Source organism: Gluconacetobacter sp., from assembly GCF_047721585.1.
GTDB lineage: Bacteria > Pseudomonadota > Alphaproteobacteria > Acetobacterales > Acetobacteraceae > Gluconacetobacter > Gluconacetobacter dulcium.
The window spans coordinates 1-21876 of record NZ_JBDNXE010000067.1 but is presented as its reverse complement, the minus strand read 5'-3'; the positions used below and the strand labels follow the sequence as shown (position 1 = coordinate 21876).

Annotated in this window: 23 protein-coding genes and 1 tRNA gene; 13 read left to right on the top strand and 11 right to left on the bottom strand. The window is 66.8% G+C overall.

All coding sequences use genetic code 11. The features are described 5' to 3' along the window. Window positions 1-435: DUF4142 domain-containing protein (locus tag ABF821_RS12965; RefSeq protein ID WP_415530264.1), on the top strand; the 435-nt coding region annotated here is incomplete at its 5' end. A gap of 93 nt (window positions 436-528) precedes the next feature. Here the strand turns inward: ABF821_RS12965 and ABF821_RS12960 are convergent. The 4 genes from ABF821_RS12960 to ABF821_RS12945 form a co-directional block, all read right to left on the bottom strand. After that, window positions 529-1065: a GNAT family N-acetyltransferase gene (locus ABF821_RS12960; protein WP_415530263.1), complete on the bottom strand. Its 537-nt coding sequence runs from the start codon at window positions 1063-1065 to the stop codon at window positions 529-531. 49 nt (window positions 1066-1114) lie between these two features. After that, entirely contained in the window at window positions 1115-1225 is a 111-nt protein-coding gene (locus ABF821_RS12955) for a hypothetical protein (RefSeq protein ID WP_415530262.1), read from the bottom strand. A 12-nt stretch (window positions 1226-1237) separates the two neighbouring features. Beyond that, window positions 1238-3814, bottom strand: coding sequence for a mechanosensitive ion channel domain-containing protein (locus ABF821_RS12950; protein ID WP_415530261.1), 2577 nt, complete (start codon window positions 3812-3814; stop codon window positions 1238-1240). A 342-nt stretch (window positions 3815-4156) separates the two neighbouring features. Continuing rightward, window positions 4157-4837 carry a TetR/AcrR family transcriptional regulator gene (locus ABF821_RS12945; protein WP_415530260.1) on the bottom strand — a complete coding sequence of 227 codons (681 nt, stop codon included), beginning with the start codon at window positions 4835-4837 and terminating at the stop codon, window positions 4157-4159. Window positions 4838-4971: 134 nt separating this feature from the next. Here ABF821_RS12945 and ABF821_RS12940 point away from each other — a divergent pair, with 134 nt between their 5' ends. The 3 genes from ABF821_RS12940 (at window position 4972) to ABF821_RS12930 (ending at window position 7375) form a co-directional block, all read left to right on the top strand. After that, complete coding sequence (locus ABF821_RS12940; RefSeq protein ID WP_415530258.1) at window positions 4972-6624, top strand: efflux transporter outer membrane subunit; 1653 nt, start codon at window positions 4972-4974, stop codon at window positions 6622-6624. Between the two features lie 153 nt (window positions 6625-6777). Further along, a complete protein-coding gene (dksA, locus tag ABF821_RS12935; RefSeq protein ID WP_114728646.1) occupies window positions 6778-7191 on the top strand; it encodes an RNA polymerase-binding protein DksA in 414 nt (137 codons plus the stop codon). A gap of 109 nt (window positions 7192-7300) precedes the next feature. Continuing rightward, window positions 7301-7375, top strand: a tRNA-Thr gene (locus ABF821_RS12930). A gap of 187 nt (window positions 7376-7562) precedes the next feature. Here the strand turns inward: ABF821_RS12930 and ABF821_RS12925 are convergent. Beyond that, a complete protein-coding gene (locus ABF821_RS12925) occupies window positions 7563-7895 on the bottom strand; it encodes a hypothetical protein (protein ID WP_415530256.1) in 333 nt (110 codons plus the stop codon). Between the two features lie 152 nt (window positions 7896-8047). Here ABF821_RS12925 and ABF821_RS12920 point away from each other — a divergent pair, with 152 nt between their 5' ends. Next, entirely contained in the window at window positions 8048-8311 is a 264-nt protein-coding gene (locus tag ABF821_RS12920) for a hypothetical protein (protein ID WP_415530255.1), read from the top strand. Window positions 8312-8352: 41 nt separating this feature from the next. Here ABF821_RS12920 and ABF821_RS12915 read toward each other — a convergent pair whose 3' ends face one another. After that, entirely contained in the window at window positions 8353-8658 is a 306-nt protein-coding gene (locus ABF821_RS12915; RefSeq protein WP_182974627.1) for a BrnA antitoxin family protein, read from the bottom strand. After that, a complete protein-coding gene (locus tag ABF821_RS12910) occupies window positions 8642-8908 on the bottom strand; it encodes a BrnT family toxin (protein ID WP_182974655.1) in 267 nt (88 codons plus the stop codon). Before ABF821_RS12910 ends, ABF821_RS12915 begins: the two co-directional genes overlap by 17 nt. 72 nt (window positions 8909-8980) lie before the next feature. Between ABF821_RS12910 and ABF821_RS12905 the strand changes: the two genes are divergently transcribed. Further along, entirely contained in the window at window positions 8981-10315 is a 1335-nt protein-coding gene (locus ABF821_RS12905; protein ID WP_415530254.1) for a hypothetical protein, read from the top strand. A 234-nt stretch (window positions 10316-10549) separates the two neighbouring features. Here the strand turns inward: ABF821_RS12905 and ABF821_RS12900 are convergent, their stop codons facing one another. Further along, a complete protein-coding gene (locus ABF821_RS12900) occupies window positions 10550-10813 on the bottom strand; it encodes a BrnA antitoxin family protein (RefSeq protein WP_182974629.1) in 264 nt (87 codons plus the stop codon). After that, window positions 10773-11045 (bottom strand): BrnT family toxin, encoded by a 273-nt coding sequence (locus ABF821_RS12895; RefSeq protein WP_182974630.1) that lies wholly within the window; start codon window positions 11043-11045, stop codon window positions 10773-10775. The genes ABF821_RS12900 and ABF821_RS12895 overlap by 41 nt, the downstream gene beginning before the upstream one ends. Before the next feature lie 507 nt (window positions 11046-11552). Between ABF821_RS12895 and ABF821_RS12890 the strand changes: the two genes are divergently transcribed. After that, on the top strand, window positions 11553-11741 hold the full coding sequence (locus ABF821_RS12890; protein ID WP_183007757.1) for a hypothetical protein: 189 nt from the start codon (window positions 11553-11555) through the stop codon (window positions 11739-11741). A gap of 56 nt (window positions 11742-11797) precedes the next feature. On the opposite strand, the gene ABF821_RS12885 is transcribed toward ABF821_RS12890, so the two are convergent. Both ABF821_RS12885 and ABF821_RS12880 read right to left on the bottom strand, forming a co-directional pair. Beyond that, the gene (locus tag ABF821_RS12885; RefSeq protein ID WP_415530253.1) at window positions 11798-13174 is read right to left on the bottom strand and encodes an amino acid permease; all 1377 of its coding nucleotides are present in this window, start codon (window positions 13172-13174) and stop codon (window positions 11798-11800) included. A gap of 87 nt (window positions 13175-13261) precedes the next feature. Then, window positions 13262-14035 carry an SDR family oxidoreductase gene (locus ABF821_RS12880; RefSeq protein ID WP_183007755.1) on the bottom strand — a complete coding sequence of 258 codons (774 nt, stop codon included), beginning with the start codon at window positions 14033-14035 and terminating at the stop codon, window positions 13262-13264. Window positions 14036-14191: 156 nt separating this feature from the next. Between ABF821_RS12880 and ABF821_RS12875 the strand changes: the two genes are divergently transcribed. The 6 genes from ABF821_RS12875 to ABF821_RS12850 all read left to right on the top strand — a co-directional run bounded on the left by ABF821_RS12875 (window position 14192) and on the right by ABF821_RS12850 (window position 21625). Beyond that, the gene (locus tag ABF821_RS12875; protein ID WP_415530252.1) at window positions 14192-15094 is read left to right on the top strand and encodes a LysR family transcriptional regulator; all 903 of its coding nucleotides are present in this window, start codon (window positions 14192-14194) and stop codon (window positions 15092-15094) included. An 87-nt stretch (window positions 15095-15181) separates the two neighbouring features. Continuing rightward, the gene (locus ABF821_RS12870; protein WP_182974634.1) at window positions 15182-15472 is read left to right on the top strand and encodes a YtcA family lipoprotein; all 291 of its coding nucleotides are present in this window, start codon (window positions 15182-15184) and stop codon (window positions 15470-15472) included. Between the two features lie 2 nt (window positions 15473-15474). After that, window positions 15475-16524, top strand: coding sequence for a multidrug transporter subunit MdtN (mdtN, locus tag ABF821_RS12865; protein ID WP_415530266.1), 1050 nt, complete (start codon window positions 15475-15477; stop codon window positions 16522-16524). After that, on the top strand, window positions 16505-18304 hold the full coding sequence (locus ABF821_RS12860; RefSeq protein WP_415530251.1) for an FUSC family protein: 1800 nt from the start codon (window positions 16505-16507) through the stop codon (window positions 18302-18304). The genes mdtN and ABF821_RS12860 overlap by 20 nt, the downstream gene beginning before the upstream one ends. Then, on the top strand, window positions 18301-19875 hold the full coding sequence (locus ABF821_RS12855) for a TolC family protein (protein ID WP_415530250.1): 1575 nt from the start codon (window positions 18301-18303) through the stop codon (window positions 19873-19875). Before ABF821_RS12860 ends, ABF821_RS12855 begins: the two co-directional genes overlap by 4 nt. A gap of 247 nt (window positions 19876-20122) precedes the next feature. After that, window positions 20123-21625 (top strand): aldehyde dehydrogenase family protein, encoded by a 1503-nt coding sequence (locus ABF821_RS12850; RefSeq protein WP_415530249.1) that lies wholly within the window; start codon window positions 20123-20125, stop codon window positions 21623-21625. Window positions 21626-21876: the final 251 nt, after the last annotated feature.

Genomic DNA, 21876 nt, shown 5'->3' with positions numbered 1-21876 from the left:
CCCCTGCAACAGGCCCCCACCCTCACGATCGCCGACACGGATCTCGTGCAGAAACTCAACGAAATGGACCTGACCCGGATCGCCCTGGCCAAAATCGCCCAGACCAACGCCGCCCGCAGCGACATCGCCACCCTCGGCGCGACCATGGTCAAGGACCTGACCGGGAATCAGGACAGACTGACGAAGCTGGTATCAGCCCATGCCATCACCCTGGCCCCCAAGCCATCCGCCGCGAACCAGAAGATCATCGACCGGATGCAGCACTTCCATGGCGCCGCGTTCGACCGCGCCTACATACGCTACCTGTCGCGCGACGACGCCAGAATGAAACCCGTCCTCGAAAGCGGAATTACCAGTTCCAAGAACGCCGACCTGACCAAACTCGCCACCGACACCAAAACCCAGCTCGCCGCCTACGAGGCCCAGCTCAAATAAACCGCCATCAGCGGCAGAGGGGCGCCGGCGACCCAGACCGTGCCAGCGCCCCCGATGCCCGATGCCTCGTCGGGGTTCGCCCGCATCAGGCCGTCAGGGGTTATCCAGCGGGCCATCGGATGTTGCCCATTCCGGCCGCAACAATCCCATGATCGCAGCATCCCAACACACCCCATCGACGCATGCGGCAGAACGCCGTACCCCCTCCGTCCTGAAGCCGAGTTTCTCGTAAGTCCGAATGGCGGGCGTGTTCCACGTGTACACGTTCAGTTCCACGCGCCCGATCGCGGGCCGCGCGAACGCCTCGTTCACGATCAGACGAAGCATCGGCCCCGCCACCCCTTGCCCCCGTGCAGCAGGCGCCACGACCACGCGGGACAGTCGGGCATTGCCGTTGCGCCAATCGAAGCCGAGTTGCGCATGGCCGACCATCGCGTCTTTGCATGTAACCATCCAGCACAGGCGTGACGGCGGCACAGACTCAGCCTCGGCCAGCATGCCCTCAAGCTGTGGCACCGTGAGCGGGAACGACAAAGCCGGTCCGCCCCACTGCACGACATCCGCCTGGCTGGCGAACCATTGTGAAAGCAGCGGGAAATACTCGGGCCCGAAGGGAACGAGACGGAGCACAGAAAACCTCCCGAGTTTCAATCGGTTTTTCCGACCATTTCCCTGGAAATCACGTCGGAACGGCCGCGGAACCGGCCAGCAGACCGCCGTCGATATTCATCTCCGCTCCCGTCACATAGGTTGCTTCATCCGAAGCCAGCATCATCGCGATGGCAGCCACCTCGTCGGGCCTTCAGCGAGGAGCAGGCGGCGAGCCCCCGGCCGGGGCGTCGGGCAGGGCCGCGCTCTCCGGCACACCCTCCTCCGCCTCCGCCGGCCCCGAAGGCGCTGGAATCAACTCCACAGTCTGCACCGGCCGCGCCAGCCGGATGCCCTCGCTGGCAAAGCGCTGCACCAGCAGGCGGTTGAACGCCCGCTGCACCGGCCAGCGCGCCTTATCGGTGCAGACGATCTGACCAAGCAGCGTCACAGCCTGCGAAGACACCGCGTTCACCCCCTGATATTGCAGGTCACCCAGCATGCCGGGCGCCAGATCCGGGTCCTTGCGCATGTCCTGCACGATCTCCGCCAGTACGGCGGCGACCCGATCGATATCCTGATCCGGCGCGATATCGACGCTGACGGCGGCATTGCCCCGGCCGCGATTGACGTTGGTGACGGTGGAAACGGCGCTGAAGGGAATGATATGCACCGACCCATCGCTCGCGCGCAGCCGCAGGGTCCGGATCGACAGCGTCTCCACCGTGCCGGACAGACCACCGGCGGTCACCGAATCCCCCACCTCCATCGCGTTTTCCAGCAGCAGGAAGATGCCGGTGATGAAATCCTGCACCAGTTTCTGCGACCCGAACCCGACGGCCACACCGATAATCCCCGCCCCGGCCAGCAGCGGCGCGATATCGATCCCGATCTGGCTGAGCACGGTCATGAGCACCACGATGCTCAGACACACCAGCAGCACCGTGCGCAGGATCGGCGACAGCGTACGCAGGCGCATCGCCCGCCCCGGCTGCGCGCTGCTGGTATAGTGCTCGATCTGCCGGTCCAGCGTGGCGTTGACATATTCCCAGACGACGATGCCGATCGCCAGCGCCACCAGCACCGTGGCGGCGGCCGAAACCAGCCGGCGCCCCACCATGCCGTCAGCGAACCACGCGAAGGCCGGCACCCCCCAGGCCTGCAACAGCGTGACCGCACCCGCGATCCCGAGAATCCACGCCAGCGCCTGACGGACATAGGGATAATACCGCGCGCCACGCCGCGCCACGCCGGCGGCGGCGGCACCGGCCTCCTGGCCAGGCCGGAATGTGCGGTCCAGCAACCCGAACAGCAGGGTCGCCAACGCCCGGAACACGATCAGCACACCGAGCGCGATGGCGCACAGTTGCCAGATCCGCATATAGCCACCGGGAAGATCGGCCGCCGACACCAGCCACAACGCGGCATCGAGCACCAGCGCGACGATCCACCACCGGTCGGCCAGCCCGTCGAACAGCCCATGCCCCAGCCGCCAGCGCATCACGGCCGACGGCTGCAACATGGCCGCGACCGGGCGCCGCATTCTCAGGATCAATCCCGCCACCAGCAAATGTTCCGCCAGCAGGATCACCAGCCCGATCGCATCCTGTCCCGGTTCCGACAGGCCCAGCAGCCCACCGGCATCAGCCAGACACAGGGCCGCGACAGGCAGCACAATCAGCGCGGTCGTCCAGGCGGTCAGACTGCGCGCCATGTCGTCACCCAGCGGCAGCGGCCGCAGATGCGGCAGCCGTGGCGAGAGCAGAGCGGCGAGGAAAACGATCGCCGCATGACCGATCGCGTACGCATTGATGACCATCATCATGATCTGCGCCGCCGGCAGGGCCGCGTCCTCATCGCCGGCCAGGACATTGGCCATCAGCGTGGCGACCCCGAGGAAAGCGGCCACCGGCGCCAGTTCCAGCACCAGGCGCAGCACGACCCATGGCAGCAGCCGCAATTGCCGCAGCAGACGCGCCGCGCGCCAGCGGCTCGTAGCCTCCTGCACGCGCACCCGATCGGCACTGGCCCCGTCAGGCGCCACGCTCCCACCCGGCGGCAGGGCCGTCGCCGCATGGTCCGATTCGTCCATCGGCTCGACCATCGGCTCGGCCACCGGCAGAGGCAGCCGCGTCGCCAGCCTTCCATCGATCCGAACCAGATAGCGATGCAGCAGCATCGCCAGCCCACGCTCGACAGCCAGCCCGACCAACATCACCAGCCCCAGCCGCCACCCCAGAGCCACAAGGCCGTCGCGCTGGGCACCGGGCGCCATCATCCGCTCCCCCCAGATGCCCACACTGCTCAGATCGCTGAATAACGCGCCGAAATGGCGCACATGCTGGATAATCGTGCCGGCCATGCCGCCCAGCCCATGCAGTGCCACGGCGCCGAGACTGCCCGGCGCCAGTGCGATCGGCGCAGGCTTATCCGCCGCGGCCGCTGGCGCGGGCGCACTGGCCGCCTTCGCTGCCTCAGCCGCTTTCCCGTCGGCGGCCCCCGGCGGCAACGCCTGCAATGCGCGCAGATCCTGCAAAAAAGCCGCACGTCGCTGAGGATCGTCCAGCGTATCCAGCAGGTGCCGCAACTGGGTACGATCCGGCGCCACGGCCCCCTGCGCCGAAGCCGCGCGATCCTGCGCCTGTGCCGCCGGTACCAGGGCCGAACGCGGCACGATGCCCGAAAGCAGCACGACCACCATCAACGCAAGGGCGGCACACGGGCGGGCAAAAGAGAGACGAACGCCAAAAGAGCGAGCAAGGCGAGGCGTGGCGGAAACGTCGACGGACATGAGTCCTCCGGCTGAGGGATCTGACGAACAGGAACGAAGCAACGGCGAAAGAAGGCTTTTGCGCCGACGGATAGATTTAAACGCATGAGATAGCAGGAAAGTTCGCCAGAATCCCGCCATCACGCCCGATCGTCCGAACGGCGCGCATCCGAAAGGCGGGCCGGACGCCGGGCCGATCGCCCGGACGGACGTTTCCACACACCGGAACGGGCCTGCCGAACCCCACGAGCCCAAATAAAAAACCGGGGCCGAAGCCCCGGTTTTCCACATGATTTGGAGTGCAGGCTCGGCCTGTTCCGTCACAACGATGGCGCGAATGCCGCCCGAGCGACTTGATCTGGATCAAACCGCTTCATCACGAACCGGTTCCGGCACCGGCGGCCCCTTGCCGACCTGGAACGTGTTGAGGAACATCCGCGTCACCGTCCGCGCGATCATCGCGATATGGACGGGGTCGGCATCCACCGGCAGTTGCAGACGTTTGCGCCAGGTAATCCGCGTCTGGCACAGGGCATAGAACAGTTCGGCCGCCAGTTCGGGATCGGGCACGTCCAGAATGCCCTCGCGGGTCCGCGCCCGCAGCCAGTCGGCCAGAATCCCCACCGCCTTGCACGGCCCCACCTGCCAGAACGTCTCGGCCAGATGTGGAAACGTCGCGGCCTCCGACACCACGATGCGGTTCAGCATCAGCGACAGCGGCGAGGTGGTCAGCCGGATCATCGCGGTGGCGATGCCCTCCAGCGTGGCCTCGGGGCTCTGCGCCTCCCCGATCGTCTCGAACAGCTTGGGCAGCTTCTCGCACGCACATTCCTCGATGAAGGCCGCGAACAGACTCGCCTTGCTGTCATAGTAATTATAGAGCGTCCCCTTCGAGACCCCGGCATCCCGCGCGATCTGCGACATGCTGGCCCCTTCGTAGCCGTGCTCGGCAAAGATGCGGGCCGCGCCATCCATGATCTGCCGCCGCTTCGCGCTGGAAATCCCCGGCAGATCCGGCACGGTGGGCGACTGAGCGGCTGACATGGTGCGTACTGAACCTCCGGCGACCATTGCTTTCCGGTCCGGACGGATTGACCAGACGGGGAAAGCCGATAGGGTATCGGCAATGACCGAACCGGTCGGTCATTATTCTTGATGATGTCATATTGCCTCCCGTCATGTCGATAGGACCGCTGGCGGGACCGGGGGAAGCAGGGGACCGTCTGGTGCATAAGGGATATTCTTGGCGGGCCGCCATCATCGGTTTGTCTGCGCTGGCCGGCGGTTGCGCGGTCGGGCCGGACTTCCACAAGCCCGCGACCTGGACGCCTCCGCATTGGGCCGGGCCGGGCGCCACGCCGCCGACCGGCCCCGCAACCGGCCGGGTCACCAGCGACATTTCCGACGCGACGCCCGACCCCGCATGGTGGGATGTGTTCCACGATGCCGAACTGTCGGCACTGGAGCGCCGCGTGGCGTCGCAGAACCTGTCGGTCGCCATCGCCACCGCCCGACTGGCGCAGAGCCGCGCCCAGCTCCGCATTGCCGGGGCCGAGCGCTATCCGGGCCTCAGCGCCGCCGGGTCGTACACCCGCGCGCAATACAGCACCAAGATGCTGCAACGCATCGTCAGCGACGTGGGCAAGACCCCGCAGGTCCAGCAGGCCCTCGGCGGACAACTGGGCGGCGCCAGCCTGGCCGACGAATCGGGCCAGCTCTCGATCCCCCTCTTCGACCAGTGGAAGGACAGTATCGACGCGACGTGGGAGGTCGATCTGTGGGGCCGCGTCCGCCGGCAATACGAAGCCGCCGGAGCCGACATGCAGGCGTCGGACGAAGAGCGGCGCGGCGTGCTGACGGCCCGGATGGCCGAACTGGCCCGCGACTACATGGCCCTGCGCGAGGCGCAGACCCAGTTGCACATCCTGCTGGACAATCGCGACACCGCCGCCCGCACGCTGGAACTCAGCCGCCAGCGCAACCGGGCCGGACTGGTCACCGAACTGGACGTGGAAAGCGCGCAATCCCAGCTCGACGCCACAACGGCGCGTATCCCGCAGACCGAGCAGCAGATCGCCTTGCAGATCAACGCGCTCAGCCTGCTGCTGGGCGACCCCCCGGCCGCCCTGGCCGGCGAACTGCTCAAGGCCGAGGCCATCCCGCCGGTGCCGCCGCGCGTTCCGGCCGGCGTGCCGTCCGAACTGGCCCGCCGCCGCCCCGACATCCGCCAGGCCGAGGCCCAGCTTCACGCCGCCACAGCGCAGGTCGGCGAGGCGGTCGCCGAGTTCTACCCCCGCGTGACCATCGACGCCGGCTTCGGCTTCCAGTCCCTGTCGTTCCGCGACCTGGGGTTCTGGAACGCACGGGCCTGGAATGTCGGCCCCTCGATCACCCTGCCGATCTTCCAGGGCGGCCGACTGCGCGGTCAGCTCGAACTGCGCAAATCGGCCCAGCAGGAAGCCGCGATTTCCTACCGCCAGACGGTTCTGGGCGCGTGGCACGAGGTCGATAATGCCCTGACCGCCTATCGCGACGAACAGATGCGCCGCGACAGCCTGGCGCGCGAGGTCGCGGCCGACCAGCGCGGGCTGGACCTGGCCCGCGACCAGTATCGTCATGGCATGGTGACGTTCCTGACGGTGCTGGACGCCGAGCGCCGAATCCTGGGCGCGCAGACCGACCTGGCCAGCAGCACGGCCACCCTGTCGACCGACCTGGTGCAGCTTTATTCCGCTCTGGGCGGCGGATGGGAGACCACGTTCCCCGACGCGACGCCTCCGGCCACGGCCCCGCGCAGGGTCGCCCAGACCACGCCCCATGGGCCGGCGTAAGGGGAACTCCGATTCGAAACCCGCTTTTCCAGACGAATCCGGGCGGCTTCAGGCTTGGCGGATGGCGGAGGCCGGCGTATAAGCCGCCCGTTTCGCGGCGGGTCCCTGTCGGGCGATAATCTCGTCCAGGGGCGAAATTCAAGGACGCGCACCATGATCACACTGCCCCCCGATTACCAGCCCTCGGAATCCGAGGAGTTCATGAATCCGCTTCAGGTGGAATATTTCCGCCAGAAGCTCCTGAAATGGCGCGCCGACCTCCTGAAGGAGGCGGACGAGACCCTGGCCAGCCTCTCGGAAGGCGGGATTCACGAAGCCGACATCACCGATCGCGCCAGCGTCGAGACCGACCGCGCGCTGGAACTGCGCACCCGCGACCGGGCTCGCAAGCTGATTTCCAAGATCAACCAGGCGCTGCTGCGAATCGAGAACGGATCGTACGGCTATTGCGAGGAAACCGGCGAGCCGATCGGCCTGAAGCGCCTGGAAGCCCGCCCGATCGCCACCCTGTCGATCGAGGCGCAGGAGCGCCACGAGCGCATGGAAAAGATCCACCGCGACGATTGACCGCGCTGTGGCGAGGGGCATGACCGGCAACCAACCGGCCCGGTCATGTTTTCTCGCCAAGGGGGCTTGCCACGCTCCCCCGGAGGCGGTAGGAACCGCCCACCCCGTTGCTGCTGTAGCTCAGTGGTAGAGCACTCCCTTGGTAAGGGAGAGGTCGACAGTTCAATCCTGTCCAGCAGCACCATGATTTCCCTTACTTTTCCTCGTGTGTGCCGGCACATTCTCTGTGCCAGTTGGCACAGAAAACCCCGAGAGGGCGGCGGCGGCCCTGCACAGCCAGTCCGGGCTATGATGCCCGTAGACGCGCTCCACCATATCGACACTGTTGCCCAGATACTTGGCCACCATCTCGAATGGCACGCCTCCCATGATCATCCAGGTGGCGCAGCGTGTGAGGCGTTATCGCCATCACCGTCAAGGATGACGACGGCGATGGATACGAATTCCGCTTCCTGAACGCGGCGCTCCGCAATCCGCGGGCCAATATCAACCAGTCCAACCAGACCGTCACCGTCACCCTCACGATCGAAGGCAATCCGATCGCGGTCGGCGGGACGTTCACGATCACCCGGATTGCACCCGCGCCCCCTCTGGCGGCTGATAACGCGGCCTTCCGCGACATGCTTTTGCACCGCGAAAACGTGATTCTGCTGCGCCTCACGCTCGATGCCGTCGCCTCGGTCGGTATCGAAGACAAGGATCAAGTCGAGGACGCGGAAAAAAACTGATCGGCGCCCTGTCCTGGGCGCTTGAGCATGGCCCCTGCCTCGTAGCATTGGGGGATCGTCCGATACACCCTCTGAACTGGAGGGCATTGGACGCGCTCCAGAAGCGCGTAGACCCGGAGCAGTGGTGCATGACCCCCTGGCGATGCTGGCACGAATTGCACGCATCGCGCGGAGGTCTCACCGAGGGCCTGGGGGCCGGGATGGGGAAACAGAAGATATTTTCCCGCCCTGTCGGCCTGGCGGTCAATGAAATCGACGCCTGGTGCCGCAATCAGGACCTCGTGCCGCGCCAGTCGCGGTTCGTGCGGCATCTGGTGATCGTCATGGACCGGGCCTACCTGACGATCCGCGCACAGCAGATCAGCGAGGAACTGCAGGTCTTCTTTTCTTGACGGGGCGGCCAATGAGGGAGCGTGCGCTTCTTTATGGCCTTTCAGTCCAGCCCGACCGCATGGCGCAGGATATCATTGGCACGGCCCTGCCATCCGCGACCCTGCTGCTTCAATCGGTCAACCACATCCGGGTCAAGGCGAATGGAAACCAGCGTCTTGACCGGCGCCTTCTGCGGGCCACGAACACGGCGGACGCCTTCCATGGAAGGGGCCACGGCGGCGATCGGCCTCGCTTCGGCGAAATCCGCATCGGTCCATTCCGGGTTATCGGGATCCTGGGCGATACCCCGGTTGATCTCCGCATCCTCGGCCTCTGTCGGCACGATGAAATTACTTTTGCGACCCATAGATGATGACCTCCCGTGCATTGGCCTTCCGCAGGCTGATGATGCGCACGCACCGTGTTTCGATGCTGAAGACGAGAACGTGAATTCTGGTCCGGATCGGAGCCATCGCCATCAGCCTCGGCTCCGCCGCGCCTGAATGGCTGGCCCTGACCAGAGAGGCGCGCCACTCGAAATCAACCGCCGAGACGAAATCGACACCGTGCTTCTCGATGTTGCTGAGGCGTTTGTTCTCATCCCAAGCGTATCTCACGCAAATTGTATATACAAACAGATCGCCCGACGCACGCGATATCCAAGATCACGAAAGAGCAAAGGACACCCCATGGCCCGACGTGCAACCTCTGCCCGCTGGTCGGACGTTGTCCGCCGTCAGATCACCCTGAATACCAGCGCGGCCATGAATAGCGCGGAAGTGCGCGGCATGGTTGCCGCTGAATCGCGCCGCCTGCGTGACGAGGCCATCCAGTCCGGCAGAACGACCGGCACCATCTATACCACGCGCGTCAACGGCGTGGTGGGTGGCGATCCCGTCCCCTACATCCTGCGCGCCGGCAGCATGTCCTCGACCCTGAGCCGGGGAATCGATGCATCGACCATTGCGTTCCTGAAAATGGGCCGCTCGGTGGATGAGGTTTCGCGCGGCATCATCCAGTTGCAGCAGGCCGAGAGCAGGCTTGCCCAGATGCAGGTGATGGCATCCTCGGTTGTGGCGGGCGGCAGCATGTCCAGCGACGATGTAAATGGCCAGATCGCCAATCAGCAGGCTCAGGTCGACCGGCTGAAGCAGGAAGTCGAAGCCGTCCGCGCGGCACGGGGTGCGGTCGATGACCTGACGGAAGCGCATGCCCAGAGCCTGTCCGTCATGCAGCTCCTGGGCGCGTCGGTCGATGAAGTGACGCGCAAGACGATCGATTTGCAGCGCGCCGAAGTAAACCTCGCCACGGCGCAGAAGGAATCCGGGGGCGCCGTTGCCAGCGGCAAGATGTCGCAGGCCGATGCGGATGCTATCGTGTCGGGGTATCAGAAGGAGGTCGATGCGCTCGGGCGGGAAGTCGCAGCCGCGCGCAAAGCGCGGGATGCCACGGATGTCCTGACGCACTCTCACAAGCTGTCCGGCTATCAGGTCGGGATCCTGGCCGACGAAGTGCATAAATTCGCGGATCAGGTCCTGGCGGGCGGCAGCGCCATGCAGGCGGCGTTCTATCAGGCGCCGAACGCGATCGCGACCATGGGCGGCCTGAAAAATGCTATCGGCCTGGTCGGCGCAGCCCTGTCTGGACCAGTCGGGATTGCTGCGGCCGCCGTCGTGGCCGTCGGCTCGCTCGCCGCGGTCGGGGTCGCGGCCGAGAGCGAGCAGTCCCATCTCGCGAGCCTGTCGCAGCACCTGCGGGCCACGCGGAGCGACTACGAAGCGATGTCAGTTTCGGCCGAAGCGACCGCGCGCCAGATCGCGGCGCATGGCGATATGTCGCTGTCCGACTCCCGTACGACCGTCGAAACCTTCGCCGCCGTGCCGACCGTCGATGCGTCGCAACTCACGCGCCTGACGCTGGACACTCGGAATCTGGCCGCCGCCATGCGCGATCCGCCACCCCCGAGGCGGTTTTTTATGCCTGGAGTCCTGATGTCTGACCCTGCAATCACGCCGCAGCCCTGATGGACTGCGGCCGCCGCCGCATTTGGCGGTTTCCTGTTTACCGTCCGGTGGCTCGTCGGTTTCGGCGGCCGAGCCGCGCAGGACCAGATCAAAAACCTGTCGGACCAGATCAGAGACCTGAAGTCGGATCTCGACGAGCGGGAGGACACGATCGTCGCCCCGCGCGACCAGGTCGCCGCCCTGACGGTGCAGGTAGCCCTGCTGACCCAGCAACTCCAGATCAAGTCGGTCCCGTCATCCAGCCCGCCTCAGTGCGTCGCGTAGCGCATCGTTAATCCGGCCCTGCCAGCCCGGCCCGGTGTCGCGCCACCCGTCCAGCACATCCTGATCCAGGCGCACCGACACCAGTTTCTTCGGGTTTGTCGAACGCGGCCGACCTTTCCGGACGACCTTCTCGCCCTGCCGGATCTCGGCCTGATCGAAAAACGCCTCGGTCAGTTCCGGCGCATCGTCCGGGTCAACCCATGCGGGCGCGCCAGAGAGCTTCTTCTCGGTCATGTGCATGCCTCATCGAAATAATGCGGCGAGCCGCGCCGCGCGGGGTCCAGACCAGAACAACCAGACGGCCATCGAGATCGCCGGCGGTGATGAACCGCTCTTCACCATAGTCCTTGCGATCATCCGGCACCGTCGCGGTCAGGCCCGAAAACACGATCGCGGCGTCGGCGAAATCAAGCCTGCGCTCGGAAAGTGTGATGGCCCGTTTGGCCGGATCGAACTCAATGTCCATGACCATTCTTGTAGCTACATTTAATGAGGGCGTCAAGATTTTCTGTATCTACATAAAGACGGGTTTCCCCCGCGCGCGCGGGCCGCCGACAGGCTGGCTTGCGATTATGCGCAAGTTCGCAAGGCCGTCCCTCGGGGCGGCCTTTTTGATTCCTGCTCGCCAATGGAGCCCATCATGGAGATGGATTCGCTTGCCGTCGCGGCTCTGCTGCTGCGCCGGCTGGAGGGCTTGCGCCTGGCGCCCTACCGGGACATCGTCGGGCTCTGGACCATCGGCTGCTGACCGCACCCAGCGAGCGTCACAACAGCCACGCACAACGCAATCCAGTGCCTCGTCCCCGTCTCGCTTCCCCGACCATCCCAGAACAGCGCATTCGCGCCACGCGTGATTCGTGACCGACCATGGCGACATGCCCATGCCCAGCCGACATCCCGCCAGACCCGGCAGGTCACGGCAGATCCACGGCCAAGGATTGCACATGGCTCCAACGTGAGGGAAAACCCATCCATGGACATATTGACGATGGCGCGCGCCATGGGCGCGGCACGGGCAGAATTGAGCCGTCAGGCTGCCGAGGGGTCTGCCGCTCCGACCGTCGGATTCGACGGCTGGCCAACGGACGTGACGATCGACGGCCGCGTGGACATGGAAGCCTTGGTGAAAGCCGTGCTGGCCGCGGCCACGACCGGCGCGTAAAGCCGGGCGCAGCGCCCGAAACAAGGCTCACGGGCCGTCATGTTCCGCCGATGGCCTCACACCACCGAGGCCCCGGCCCGCCGCGCCGACAACCGGCCATGCAGCAGCACCAGCACCGTTAGCCACGCCGCATCCAGCAGGAACGGCACATACAACCGCCCGCCCCAGACGATATCCAGCCCGATCGCCAGCAGGAAAGCGATGGCCAGCCAATTGCTGACCGGCGCCCCCGGCAGCGCCGCCACCACCCTGCGCGCGCCATCCACGCTGCGCCGATAGGCCAGATGCGCCACCATGATCGACGCCCAGACGAAAATCAGCAGAAACGCCACACCCTGGATCGCGTAACCGAACAGCCGGTCGGGCAGGAAATAATTCAGCACCACGCCCGCCAGCACGGTCGCGAACGAAGCCGCGAACGCCATCGCGGGCACCCCCGACGCCGAGCGCTCGCGCAGCCGCGCCGAGGCCATGCCGCTTTCCGACAGCGACGCCAGCGTGCGACTGGTGGCATACAACCCGGCATTGCACGACGACAGCGCCGCCAGCGCCATCACGCCATTGATCGCTTCACCCGCCATCGGCAGCCCCATATGCTGGAAGGCCAGCACGAACGGGCTGTGCGTGGCATCCGCCTCGCCCCATGGCACGATCGCCATGATCACGGCCAGGCTACCCACATAGAAAACGATGATCCGCCCGACGATGCCGTTGATCACGCGCGGCAGCACACGCACGGCGTCATCGGTCTCCGCCGCCGTCAGCGCGATGATCTCGGTGCCGCCGAAGGCGAACAGCGCCATCGGCAGAATGGCGGCAAACCCCGCCATCCCGTGCGGCAGCATCACCCCCGCATCCCACAGATGGCCGAAGGAAGCATGTGCGCCCCCCGGCCCGACATGCCCCAGGATCGTGACCAGCCCGCAACCGATCAGCGCCAGGATGGCCCAGATCTTGATGATGGCCAGCCAGAATTCCATCTCGCCGAAGGTGGCCACGGCGCGCGACCCCACGGCCAGCAGCACCCCTCCCAGCACGGCGGCGACCGCCCATTGCGGCACGTCCGGCATCCAATGACGCACGAAGATGCCGGCGGCCGTGATTTCGGAAATGCACACCAGCGTCCAGATCAGCCAGTAGCTCCAGCCGACCAGGAATTCCATCCGCGCGCCCAGATACCGCCCGACGAAGGCGTTCAGCGTCCGCCCCTCGGGGTCGGACAGCGCCAGTTCCGCCGCCGCCCGGCCGATCAGGAACACGACGATCCCACACAGCACATAGGCCAGCAGCACCGACGTTCCCGCCTGCTGGATCGCCCCGCCCGAGCCGAGGAACAATCCGGCCCCAACCGACCCGCCCAATGCCATGAACAGAATATGGCGCTGCTTCAGACCCAAGAACCGTCCCCCCGAAACGAACAGGGGCGGCGCCATGCCGCGCCGCCCGGACCGTCACCATAGACACGGCCCCAGCCGGCGCAAAGCCGGATCGCGGAAGGAACGACCTGCCGACCGGCCCGATTACTTGGTCGTGTAGCCGCCATTGATCAGGATGGTCTGTCCGGTGATCCACCAGCCGTCAGAAACCAGGAAACGGATGAACGGCGCCACGTCCTCGATCTCGGTCAGGCCCGTGGGGCTGAAGGCCGAAAGCGCCGCCGCCTGCTTGTGATAGGCCACGGCCTCCGGCGCCTCCTGCCCATAGAAGAACGGCGTATCCATCGGCCCCGGCCCGACCGCGTTGACCGAAATCCCCCGCGCGCCGAATTCCTTCGAGGCGGCGCGGGTATAATGCTCCACCGGCGCCTTGGCCCCGGCATAGGTCGAATAGAACGGCGTATAGGCCCCCAGCAGCGACGTCACCAGCGTCACCAGCTTGCCGTTGTCCTTCAGATACAGCCCCGCTTCCTTGATGAAGAAGTAGGCCGCCTTGGAATTGATCGCCGCCATCGCGTCGAATTCGGCCTCGGTGGTCTCGACGATCGGCTTCTTCAGCACTTTGCCCACGGTATTGATCGCGATATCCGGCCGACCGATCGCCCCCACCGTATCGGCGAACAGCCCGGCACAGGCCCCGGCCGTGGTCAGGTCGGCCTGAAGGGCCACCGCCTCGGCCCCCGCCGCGCGAATATCGGCCAGCGTCTGCTCAGCCTCCGGCCGCGAGGAATCGCTGTTGTAATGGATCGCAATCGCCTTCGCGCCGGCCGCCGCCAGGTCGCGCGCGATCAGCCCACCCAGATTCTTCGCCCCGCCGGCAATCAGGACCGTCTTTCCGCTAATGCTGTGATCGGCCATCTCGATGGCTCCTTCCCGTCCCACCCCCGCCGGATGCGGGAGATCATGCGGCCCACGATATCATTCCAAAAACGCGGATAAATTTGCGTTTCCGAACAACACATGTCGTAGAATCCGAACAAGCACTCCCATGTCGCGAAAGTCTGGAGGGAAACGATGGACCGCATCGACCTGTTCCGCATCTTTGCCCGCGTGGTGGAAAGCGCCAGTTTCACCCGCGCAGCCGCCACGCTGGACCTGCCGCGCTCGACGGTCTCGACCGCGATCCAGGACCTCGAGGCCCGGCTGGGCACCCGCCTGCTGGCCCGCACCACCCGCCGCGTCGCCCCCACGCCCGACGGCGCGGCCTTCTACGAACAATGCGTGCGTCTGGTCGCGGACATCGAGGAAGCGGAAAGCCAGTTCCGCCGCGATCCCGCCGGGCCGCGCGGCGCGCTGCGGGTGGACATGCCCGGCCGCATCGGCCGGCTGGTCGTCGCCCCCGCCCTGCCCGACTTCCTCGCCCATTACCCCGACATCACCATCGAACTGGGCGTAACCGACCGCGCCGTGAACCTGATCGAAGACGGCACCGACTGCGCGCTCCGCGTCGGCCCGATCCATGATTCCGCCCTGATCGCCCGCCGCATGGGCGAATTCCGCCTGCTCAACCTCGCCAGCCCGGCCTATCTGGCCCGGCACGGCATCCCCCGCCACCCCGACGACCTCCCGGCCCACCAGGCCGTGCGCTACGCCTCGCCCGCCAGCGGACGGGTGGAACCCTGGGAATGGCTCCAGGACGGCACGCTGCGCACCCTCACCCTGCCCGGCCGCGTCACCGTCAACAGCGCCGAAGCCCTGATCGCCTGCTGCCTCGCCGGGCTGGGCATGATCCAGGTCCCGGCCTTCGACGTGCAGGACCATCTGCGCTCCGGCGCGCTGGTCGACCTGCTGCCGGACTGGCGCGCCGAGCCCATGCCGCTCACATTGCTGCACCCCCATCGCCGCCACGCCGCCCGCCGGGTGCGGGTGTTCGCCGACTGGCTGGCCGGCCTGATGGCGCCGCTGTTACGCAGTTGATCGTTTTTTTCCGTTTTTTTGAAAAAAGAACCGGCAAAACCTTCTAAAGGGAGAGTGATGGAATCCTGCCAGCCCATGCGGAGCCCAATGAGACAAAAGTCTTTTTGCTTCTTTTTATCCCCAAAAAGAACAAACCTGCTCCCCCTCCTCGCCCTGAACGGCTGCGCGCTGCACGGCGCGCCTTCCTTCCCGATCGTCGGCGCCTATTTCCCGGCCTGGATGCTGTGCGCGCTCACGGGCGTGGCGGTGGCCGTCGGACTGCGCGTGGTCTTCCTGCTGACCGGCATCGACGCCCTGCTCAGTTTCCGGCTGTTCACCTATGTCGCCCTGGGCACCCTGGCCGCCCTCGCCCTGTGGGCGCTGGCGTTCGGGCCATGAGCATGGAGCGGGTACGCATGGGCGGCAAAAGCCGCATCGGCATTCTCATCGCCGTGGTCTGCATCGGTGCCGCCACGCTCGCGGGCCTGCATGTCGCCCATCAGGACGATTCCTATCCATCCACCGACAGCGCCGCCATCGACGCCGAACTGGTGCATGTCGCCTCCGTGGTCGGCGGCCGGCTGATCGACCTGCCGGTGCACGAGAACCAGCATGTCCACAAGGGCGATCTGCTCTACCGCCTCGACCCCGAACCCTACGCGCTGACGGTGCGCCAGGCCGAAGCCAACCTGGCGCTGGCCACGGCGGAACTGGAGAACCAGCGCCGCCTGCTGGCCGTCCGCACCGCCCAGGCGGCCACCGCCCGCGATCAGGTGACGCGCGCCCAGACCAACCGCGACCTGACCGACCGGACGGTCACGCGCCTGGCGCCATTGGCAAGCCACGCCTACGTCCCGCTGCAACAATACGACCAGGCCAAAGTGGCGCGGAACGACGCCGAAATCTCGCTGTCCCAGGCCCGCCAGCAATCGGCGGCGGCCGATGTCGCGATCGGCGACCTCGCCAGCGCCACGGCCGCCCAGGCCGCCAGCCAGGCGGCACTGGACCGCGGCCGCTACGAACTGCGCCAGACGACGGTCACCGCCCCGGCCGATGGTTACGTCACCAGCCTGCGGGTCAAGGCCGGCGAAGTCCTGGCCCCCTCGCAGGTGCTGTTCACCCTGATCGCCGACGACGCCTGGTACGCGGTGGCCAACCTGCGCGAACTCACCCTGCCCATGGTCCACCCCGGCGATTGCGCCACGGTCTATTCGATGATCGACCGCCGCGCCCCGATCCAGGGCCGGGTGGAGAGCATCGGCTGGGGCGTGCTGTCGGCGGACTCAGCCGTTCTGGCGCGGTCGCTGCCGCTGGTGCCCAGAGAGATGGACTGGGTGCATGTCGCCCAGCGCTTTCCGGTGCGGGTCCGCCTGCAAGGCGCCACCCCCACCCTGCTGCGCATGGGCGCCACGGCCACGGTCGAAATCCGTCATGGCGCCGCCTGTCCCTGACATGACCGACGCCCCCCTGACCCCGGCACGCCTCTGGCGCCTGGTGCGCGACCCCACGCCGGGCCGGCTGGGCTACGCGCTGCGCATGGCGGCCGGCTGCACGGCGACGGTGCTGGTCGGCGAAATCTGGCAGGTGCCGGACCTCGCGGTGCCGGCGCTGGTCACGATGGCGCTGTGGCAGAAAGACCGTGTCACCAACGCGGTCGCCGGCATCGCGGTCAATATTCTGATCCTGATCCTGCTGCTGCTGATCTACGGGCTGATCGGCCTGACGCTGGATCACCCGCTGGCGCTGGTCGCCGCCATCACCCTGCTGTCGCTCGGCTTCTTCTTCCTCGGCTCGGCCAGCAAGCTGAAGCCGATGGCCTATATGCTGGGACTGATCGTGGTCTACGGGCTGGTGGCCATCGACCAGGTGCCGGTCGGCGAAGTCGTCACCCGCGCCCTGCTCTATACCGACCTGTTCCTGGCGGTGCCCGGCGCGGTGATGATCGTGCTGGGCCTGCTGATCTGCCCCTCGCCGCGCCGGGTCCTGACCGACGACATCGCCGCCCGCCTGCGCGTCAGCGCGGCCCTGCTGCGCGGCACCGACGCCGAAGCCCGCGCCCATGCCACCGACCTGCTGCGCGAAGGCGCCACGGGCATGGCGAAATCCCTGCGCATGGCCGGCCTGGAACGGCTCTGGCGCCCGGCCGACCTCGCCTGCCTGCATCAGGCCGCGGTCTCCGCCGTCGCCGTGCTGGCCCTGGCGGAGGCCGAAGCCACACGCGCCCCCGACGCCCCGCCCCCACAGGCCCTGATCGACACGCTGGAGCACATGGCCGCCATCTTTGCCGAGGGCGACTACCCCACCGCCATCGCCGCACCCGCCACACCCGCCGACCGGCCGGCCTGCGCCACCATGGCCGCGCTGCTGGCCGTCTTCACCACGCCCGCCCCGACGCCGAAACAGCCGGACACACCCGCGGAAAAGAAAAGCGGCTTCTTCACCCCCGATGCGTTCACCAACCCCACCCATGTCCGTTTCGCGGTGAAAGGCACCGCCGCCGTCATGACCAGCTACCTGCTGTTCCGGATCGTCGACTGGCCGGGCATCCACACCTGCATCATCACCTGCTTCATCGTCGCCCAGCCGACGATGGGCGAGATGATCGCCAAGCTGACACTCCGCATCAGCGGCGCCCTGATCGGGGGCGCCATCGGCATCGCCGCCATCGTCTTCGTCCAGCCCCATCTTCAGGACATCACCGGTTTCCTGATCCTGGTCTTCGCGGTCTCGCTGCTGGCCGCCTGGGTCAAGACGGGCGACGAGCGGATCGCCTATGCAGGCTTCCAGATCGGCCTGGCCTTCTACCTGACCGACCTCAAGGGCTACAGCCCGACCAGCGACATGACCACCGCCCGCGACCGGATCGTCGGCATCATGGTGGGCAACGCCATCACCTACGCCATGTTCACCAGCTTCTGGCCCACCAGCGCCTATGACGGCATCGCCCGGCGGCTGCACGCGGTCGCGGCCCTGCTGCGCCGCCAGCACGCGGCCACGACGCGGCAGGATCAGGCCGCCTGCGTGGCGGCCCTGCAATCCGCCGTCTCGCAGGGCGAACGGCAGGTGGAATACGCCCTGGCCGAACCGATCCACATGCGCGCGGAAATGGACCAAATCATATCGTTCCGGACCGGCTTCGCCGACGCCGCCCGCCTCGGCGCCGACATGCTGACCGACCCTCATACCGAAACCGCCACACGCATCGCCGCAGTAGAAGCCCGCGCCTCATGACCCGCCACCGCCAGACCGTCACCGCCACCGCCACCCTGCTGCTGCTCGCCGGCTGCGCCACCTCCGAACTGGCCACCGCTCCGCCGCGCCCCGACCGCCCGTGGACGCCCGATGTCACGACGGAAGGCGCGATCGTCCCCCCCGGTCACGGAAAGCGCGGCCTGACGCTGCCGCCCGGCTACAGCCTCCCCGCCGACCCGGAGGTCGTCACACGCGGCGCGTCGCCCGCCCTGCCGGCACGAACGGCGCAGCCCTACACGCTGGCCGACCTGATCGACATCGCGCAATCCGCCAATCCCCAGACCCGCCGCGCCTGGAACACGGCGCGCGACGCCGCCCTGGCGGTCGGCATCGCCCGCAGCACCTACCTGCCGCACCTGACGGCCACGGTGGTCGGCGGCTGGTCCCACAGCCATGGCCAGACCTCCGATGCGTCGCTGGCCATCAACGGCTACGGCACCCTGCCCCTTGCCAACGGTCCTGGCACCCGCAATTCCGGCGCGGGCGAGGTCCAGACGCTGGGCCTGGAATGGCTGCTGTTCGATTTCGGCCGGCGCGAAGCCACCATCGCCGCCGCGCGACAGGCCCAGATCGCCACCAATGTGCTGTTCACGGCGGCGCATCAGAAGGTGATCTACGCCGTCACCACCGCCTTCTACACCCACGCCGCCGCCACCGCCCGCGTCCGGCTGCTGCACACCGCCCTGGACAACGCCCAGCATGTCCAGCAGGCCGCCGAGGCCCGCCTGCACCAGGGCCAGGGCACGATCCTCGACGTGACCCAGACCCGGCAGGCCACCGCCCAGGTCGCCCTCCGCCTGGTCCAGGCCGAAGGCGAGGACGAAAACACCTACCTCGCCCTGCTGACCGCAACCGGCGTCTCCGCCGACACAAGGATCGGCCTGGAAGACGTCTCCGGCCGCCCCCTGACCCAGGACGACGCCCGGCTGAGCGAGGACATGGTCAAGCGCGCGGTGGCGCGGCGCCCCGACGTACTCGCCGCCTACGCAGCGGCGCGGGCGGCGCACAGCCGCGTCAGCGCGGCACGCGATGCGTTCCTGCCCAGCATCTTCATGACCGGCAACGTCTCCTACGCCACCGGGCGGATGAACCTCACGTCGGTCCCCGGAATCGGCAGCGATTCCGCTCCCACCCTCAATCTTTCCGCCAACCGCTTCAGCAGCCTGGTTCTCGGCGGCATCAGCGTGCCGATCTTCGACGGCGGCCTGCGCGCGGCGGTGGTCAAACAGGCGCAGGACCAGTCGGACAGCGCGGAAGTCACCCTGCGCCAGACGGTCAACGACTCCATCCAGCAGATCGTGGCGGCGGAAAACGCCGTCCGCACCGGCCTGCACGCCTACGCCGCCGCCACCAGCCTGCGCACGGCCTCCCAGACCAGCTTCGACGCCGCCCTGACCGCCTATCGCAGCGGCACCGGCTCGATCACCCAGGCCCAACTGGCCCAGAACGGCCTGCTGGATGCCGAGATCAGCCGGTCAGACGCCTATTACGCCACCCTGATCGCCGCCGCCGGCCTCGCCTTCGGCACCGGCGCACTGGGCGGCACCTGATGCAGGACTCGTGCTAGCCGGGCTGCTCTTTTCAAAACAAGTCAATTTTTACATAAGATTTTTTAAAGCCGTTTATGGCACTCAGTGCCATTTTTCACGCGGATGTGACCTCCAACCCGATTGCCGGACGCCCCCCTGTCTATATAACGCGGTATACAACAACTGGACCAGCCCGGTCCTGTTTGATGTCCGGCTCCCTTTCCGGCCACCTGTCGGATAGGGCCGTCGCAGTCCAAGGAGTGTCCGCATGTCTGTCAACGAACAGCCCCCCTTCAAGGCACGCTACGAGAATTATATCGGCGGAGAATGGGTCGCCCCGGTCAAGGGCACCTACATGTCCAACATCACGCCGGTCGACGGAAGCGTGCTGTGCGAGGTCCCGCAATCCACCGCCGAGGATATCGAACTGGCGCTGGATGCCGCCCACAAGGCATTCAAGGGCTGGGCTCACACGTCGCCCGCCGACCGCTCGCTGATCCTGCTCAAGGCCGCCGACCGGATGGAGCAGAATCTCGACCTGCTCGCCCGTGCCGAGACGTGGGACAACGGCAAGCCGATCCGCGAGACCCTGAATGCCGACATCCCGCTGGCGATCGACCATTTCCGCTATTTCGCCGGCTGTATCCGCGCCCAGGAAGGCGCGCTGAGCGAAATCACAGACACCACGATCGCCTATCATTTCCACGAGCCCCTGGGCGTGGTCGGCCAGATCATCCCGTGGAACTTCCCGCTGCTGATGGGCTCGTGGAAGCTGGCCCCGGCACTGGCCGCCGGCAATTGCGTGGTCATGAAACCCGCCGAGACCACCCCCGCCAGCATCCTGGTGCTGATGGAACTGATCGGCGACCTGTTCCCGCCCGGCACGCTCAACATCGTCAACGGCCTGGGCCGCGATGTCGGCTCCGCGCTGTCCAACAGCCACCGCATCGCCAAGATCGCCTTCACCGGCTCCACGCCCACGGGCAAGATGATCGCCCACGCCGCGGCGGAAAACCTGATCCCGGCGACGCTGGAACTGGGCGGCAAGTCGCCGAACATCTTCTTCGCCGACGTCATGGACCATGACGACGACTATCTCGACAAGGCGATCGAAGGCTTCGCCCTGTTCGCGCTCAACCAGGGCCAGATCTGCTCCTGCCCCAGCCGCGCGCTGGTGCATGAATCGATCTACGAGCGCTTCATCGAGCGCGCGCTGCCCCGCGTCAAGGCGATCAAGCAGGGCAACCCGCTGGACCCCACCACCATGATGGGCGCCCAGAACTCGCTGATGCAGCAGAAGAAGATCCTCGATTACATCGACATCGGCCGGAACGAGGGCGCCGAACTGCTCACCGGCGGCGGCACGCCCGATCTCGGCGCCGTGCTCAAGGAAGGCTTCTACGTCCAGCCCACCGTCTTCAAGGGCAACAACAAGATGCGCATCTTCCAGGAAGAGATCTTCGGCCCGGTGCTGGCGGTCACGACCTTCCGCACCGAGGAAGAGGCCCTGGCCATCGCCAACGACACCGAATTCGGCCTCGGTTCGGGCGTCTGGTCGCGCAACGCGAACACCTGCTACCGCATGGGGCGCGGCATCGAAGCCGGGCGTGTGTGGATCAACTGCTATCACGTCTATCCGGCGCACGCCGCCTTCGGCGGCTACAAGAAGTCCGGAATCGGTCGTGAAACACACAAGATGGTGCTAGAGCACTACCAGCAGACGAAAAACCTGCTGGTCAGCTACAGCGAGAAGAAGCTCGGCTTCTTCTGAAAACCAGACCGGACGGGCGCGCTGGTGGCGATCCGCCGCGCGTCCGCTATACTCCGGGGCACGCGGCCATCGAGGCCGCTCCGCTCCGGCGTGCGCGGACACATGCCGGGCGCGGCCTGTCCGGCCGCTCTCGCGCACCAGCCCACCAGTCCGGCTGGTGCCCAGATCACCGGGCGGGCGCTCCCAACGGTGCCCCTCCACCCGTGGCAACCCCTTGCAGATGGACCATGAAGACGCGATGGCGACAAAAC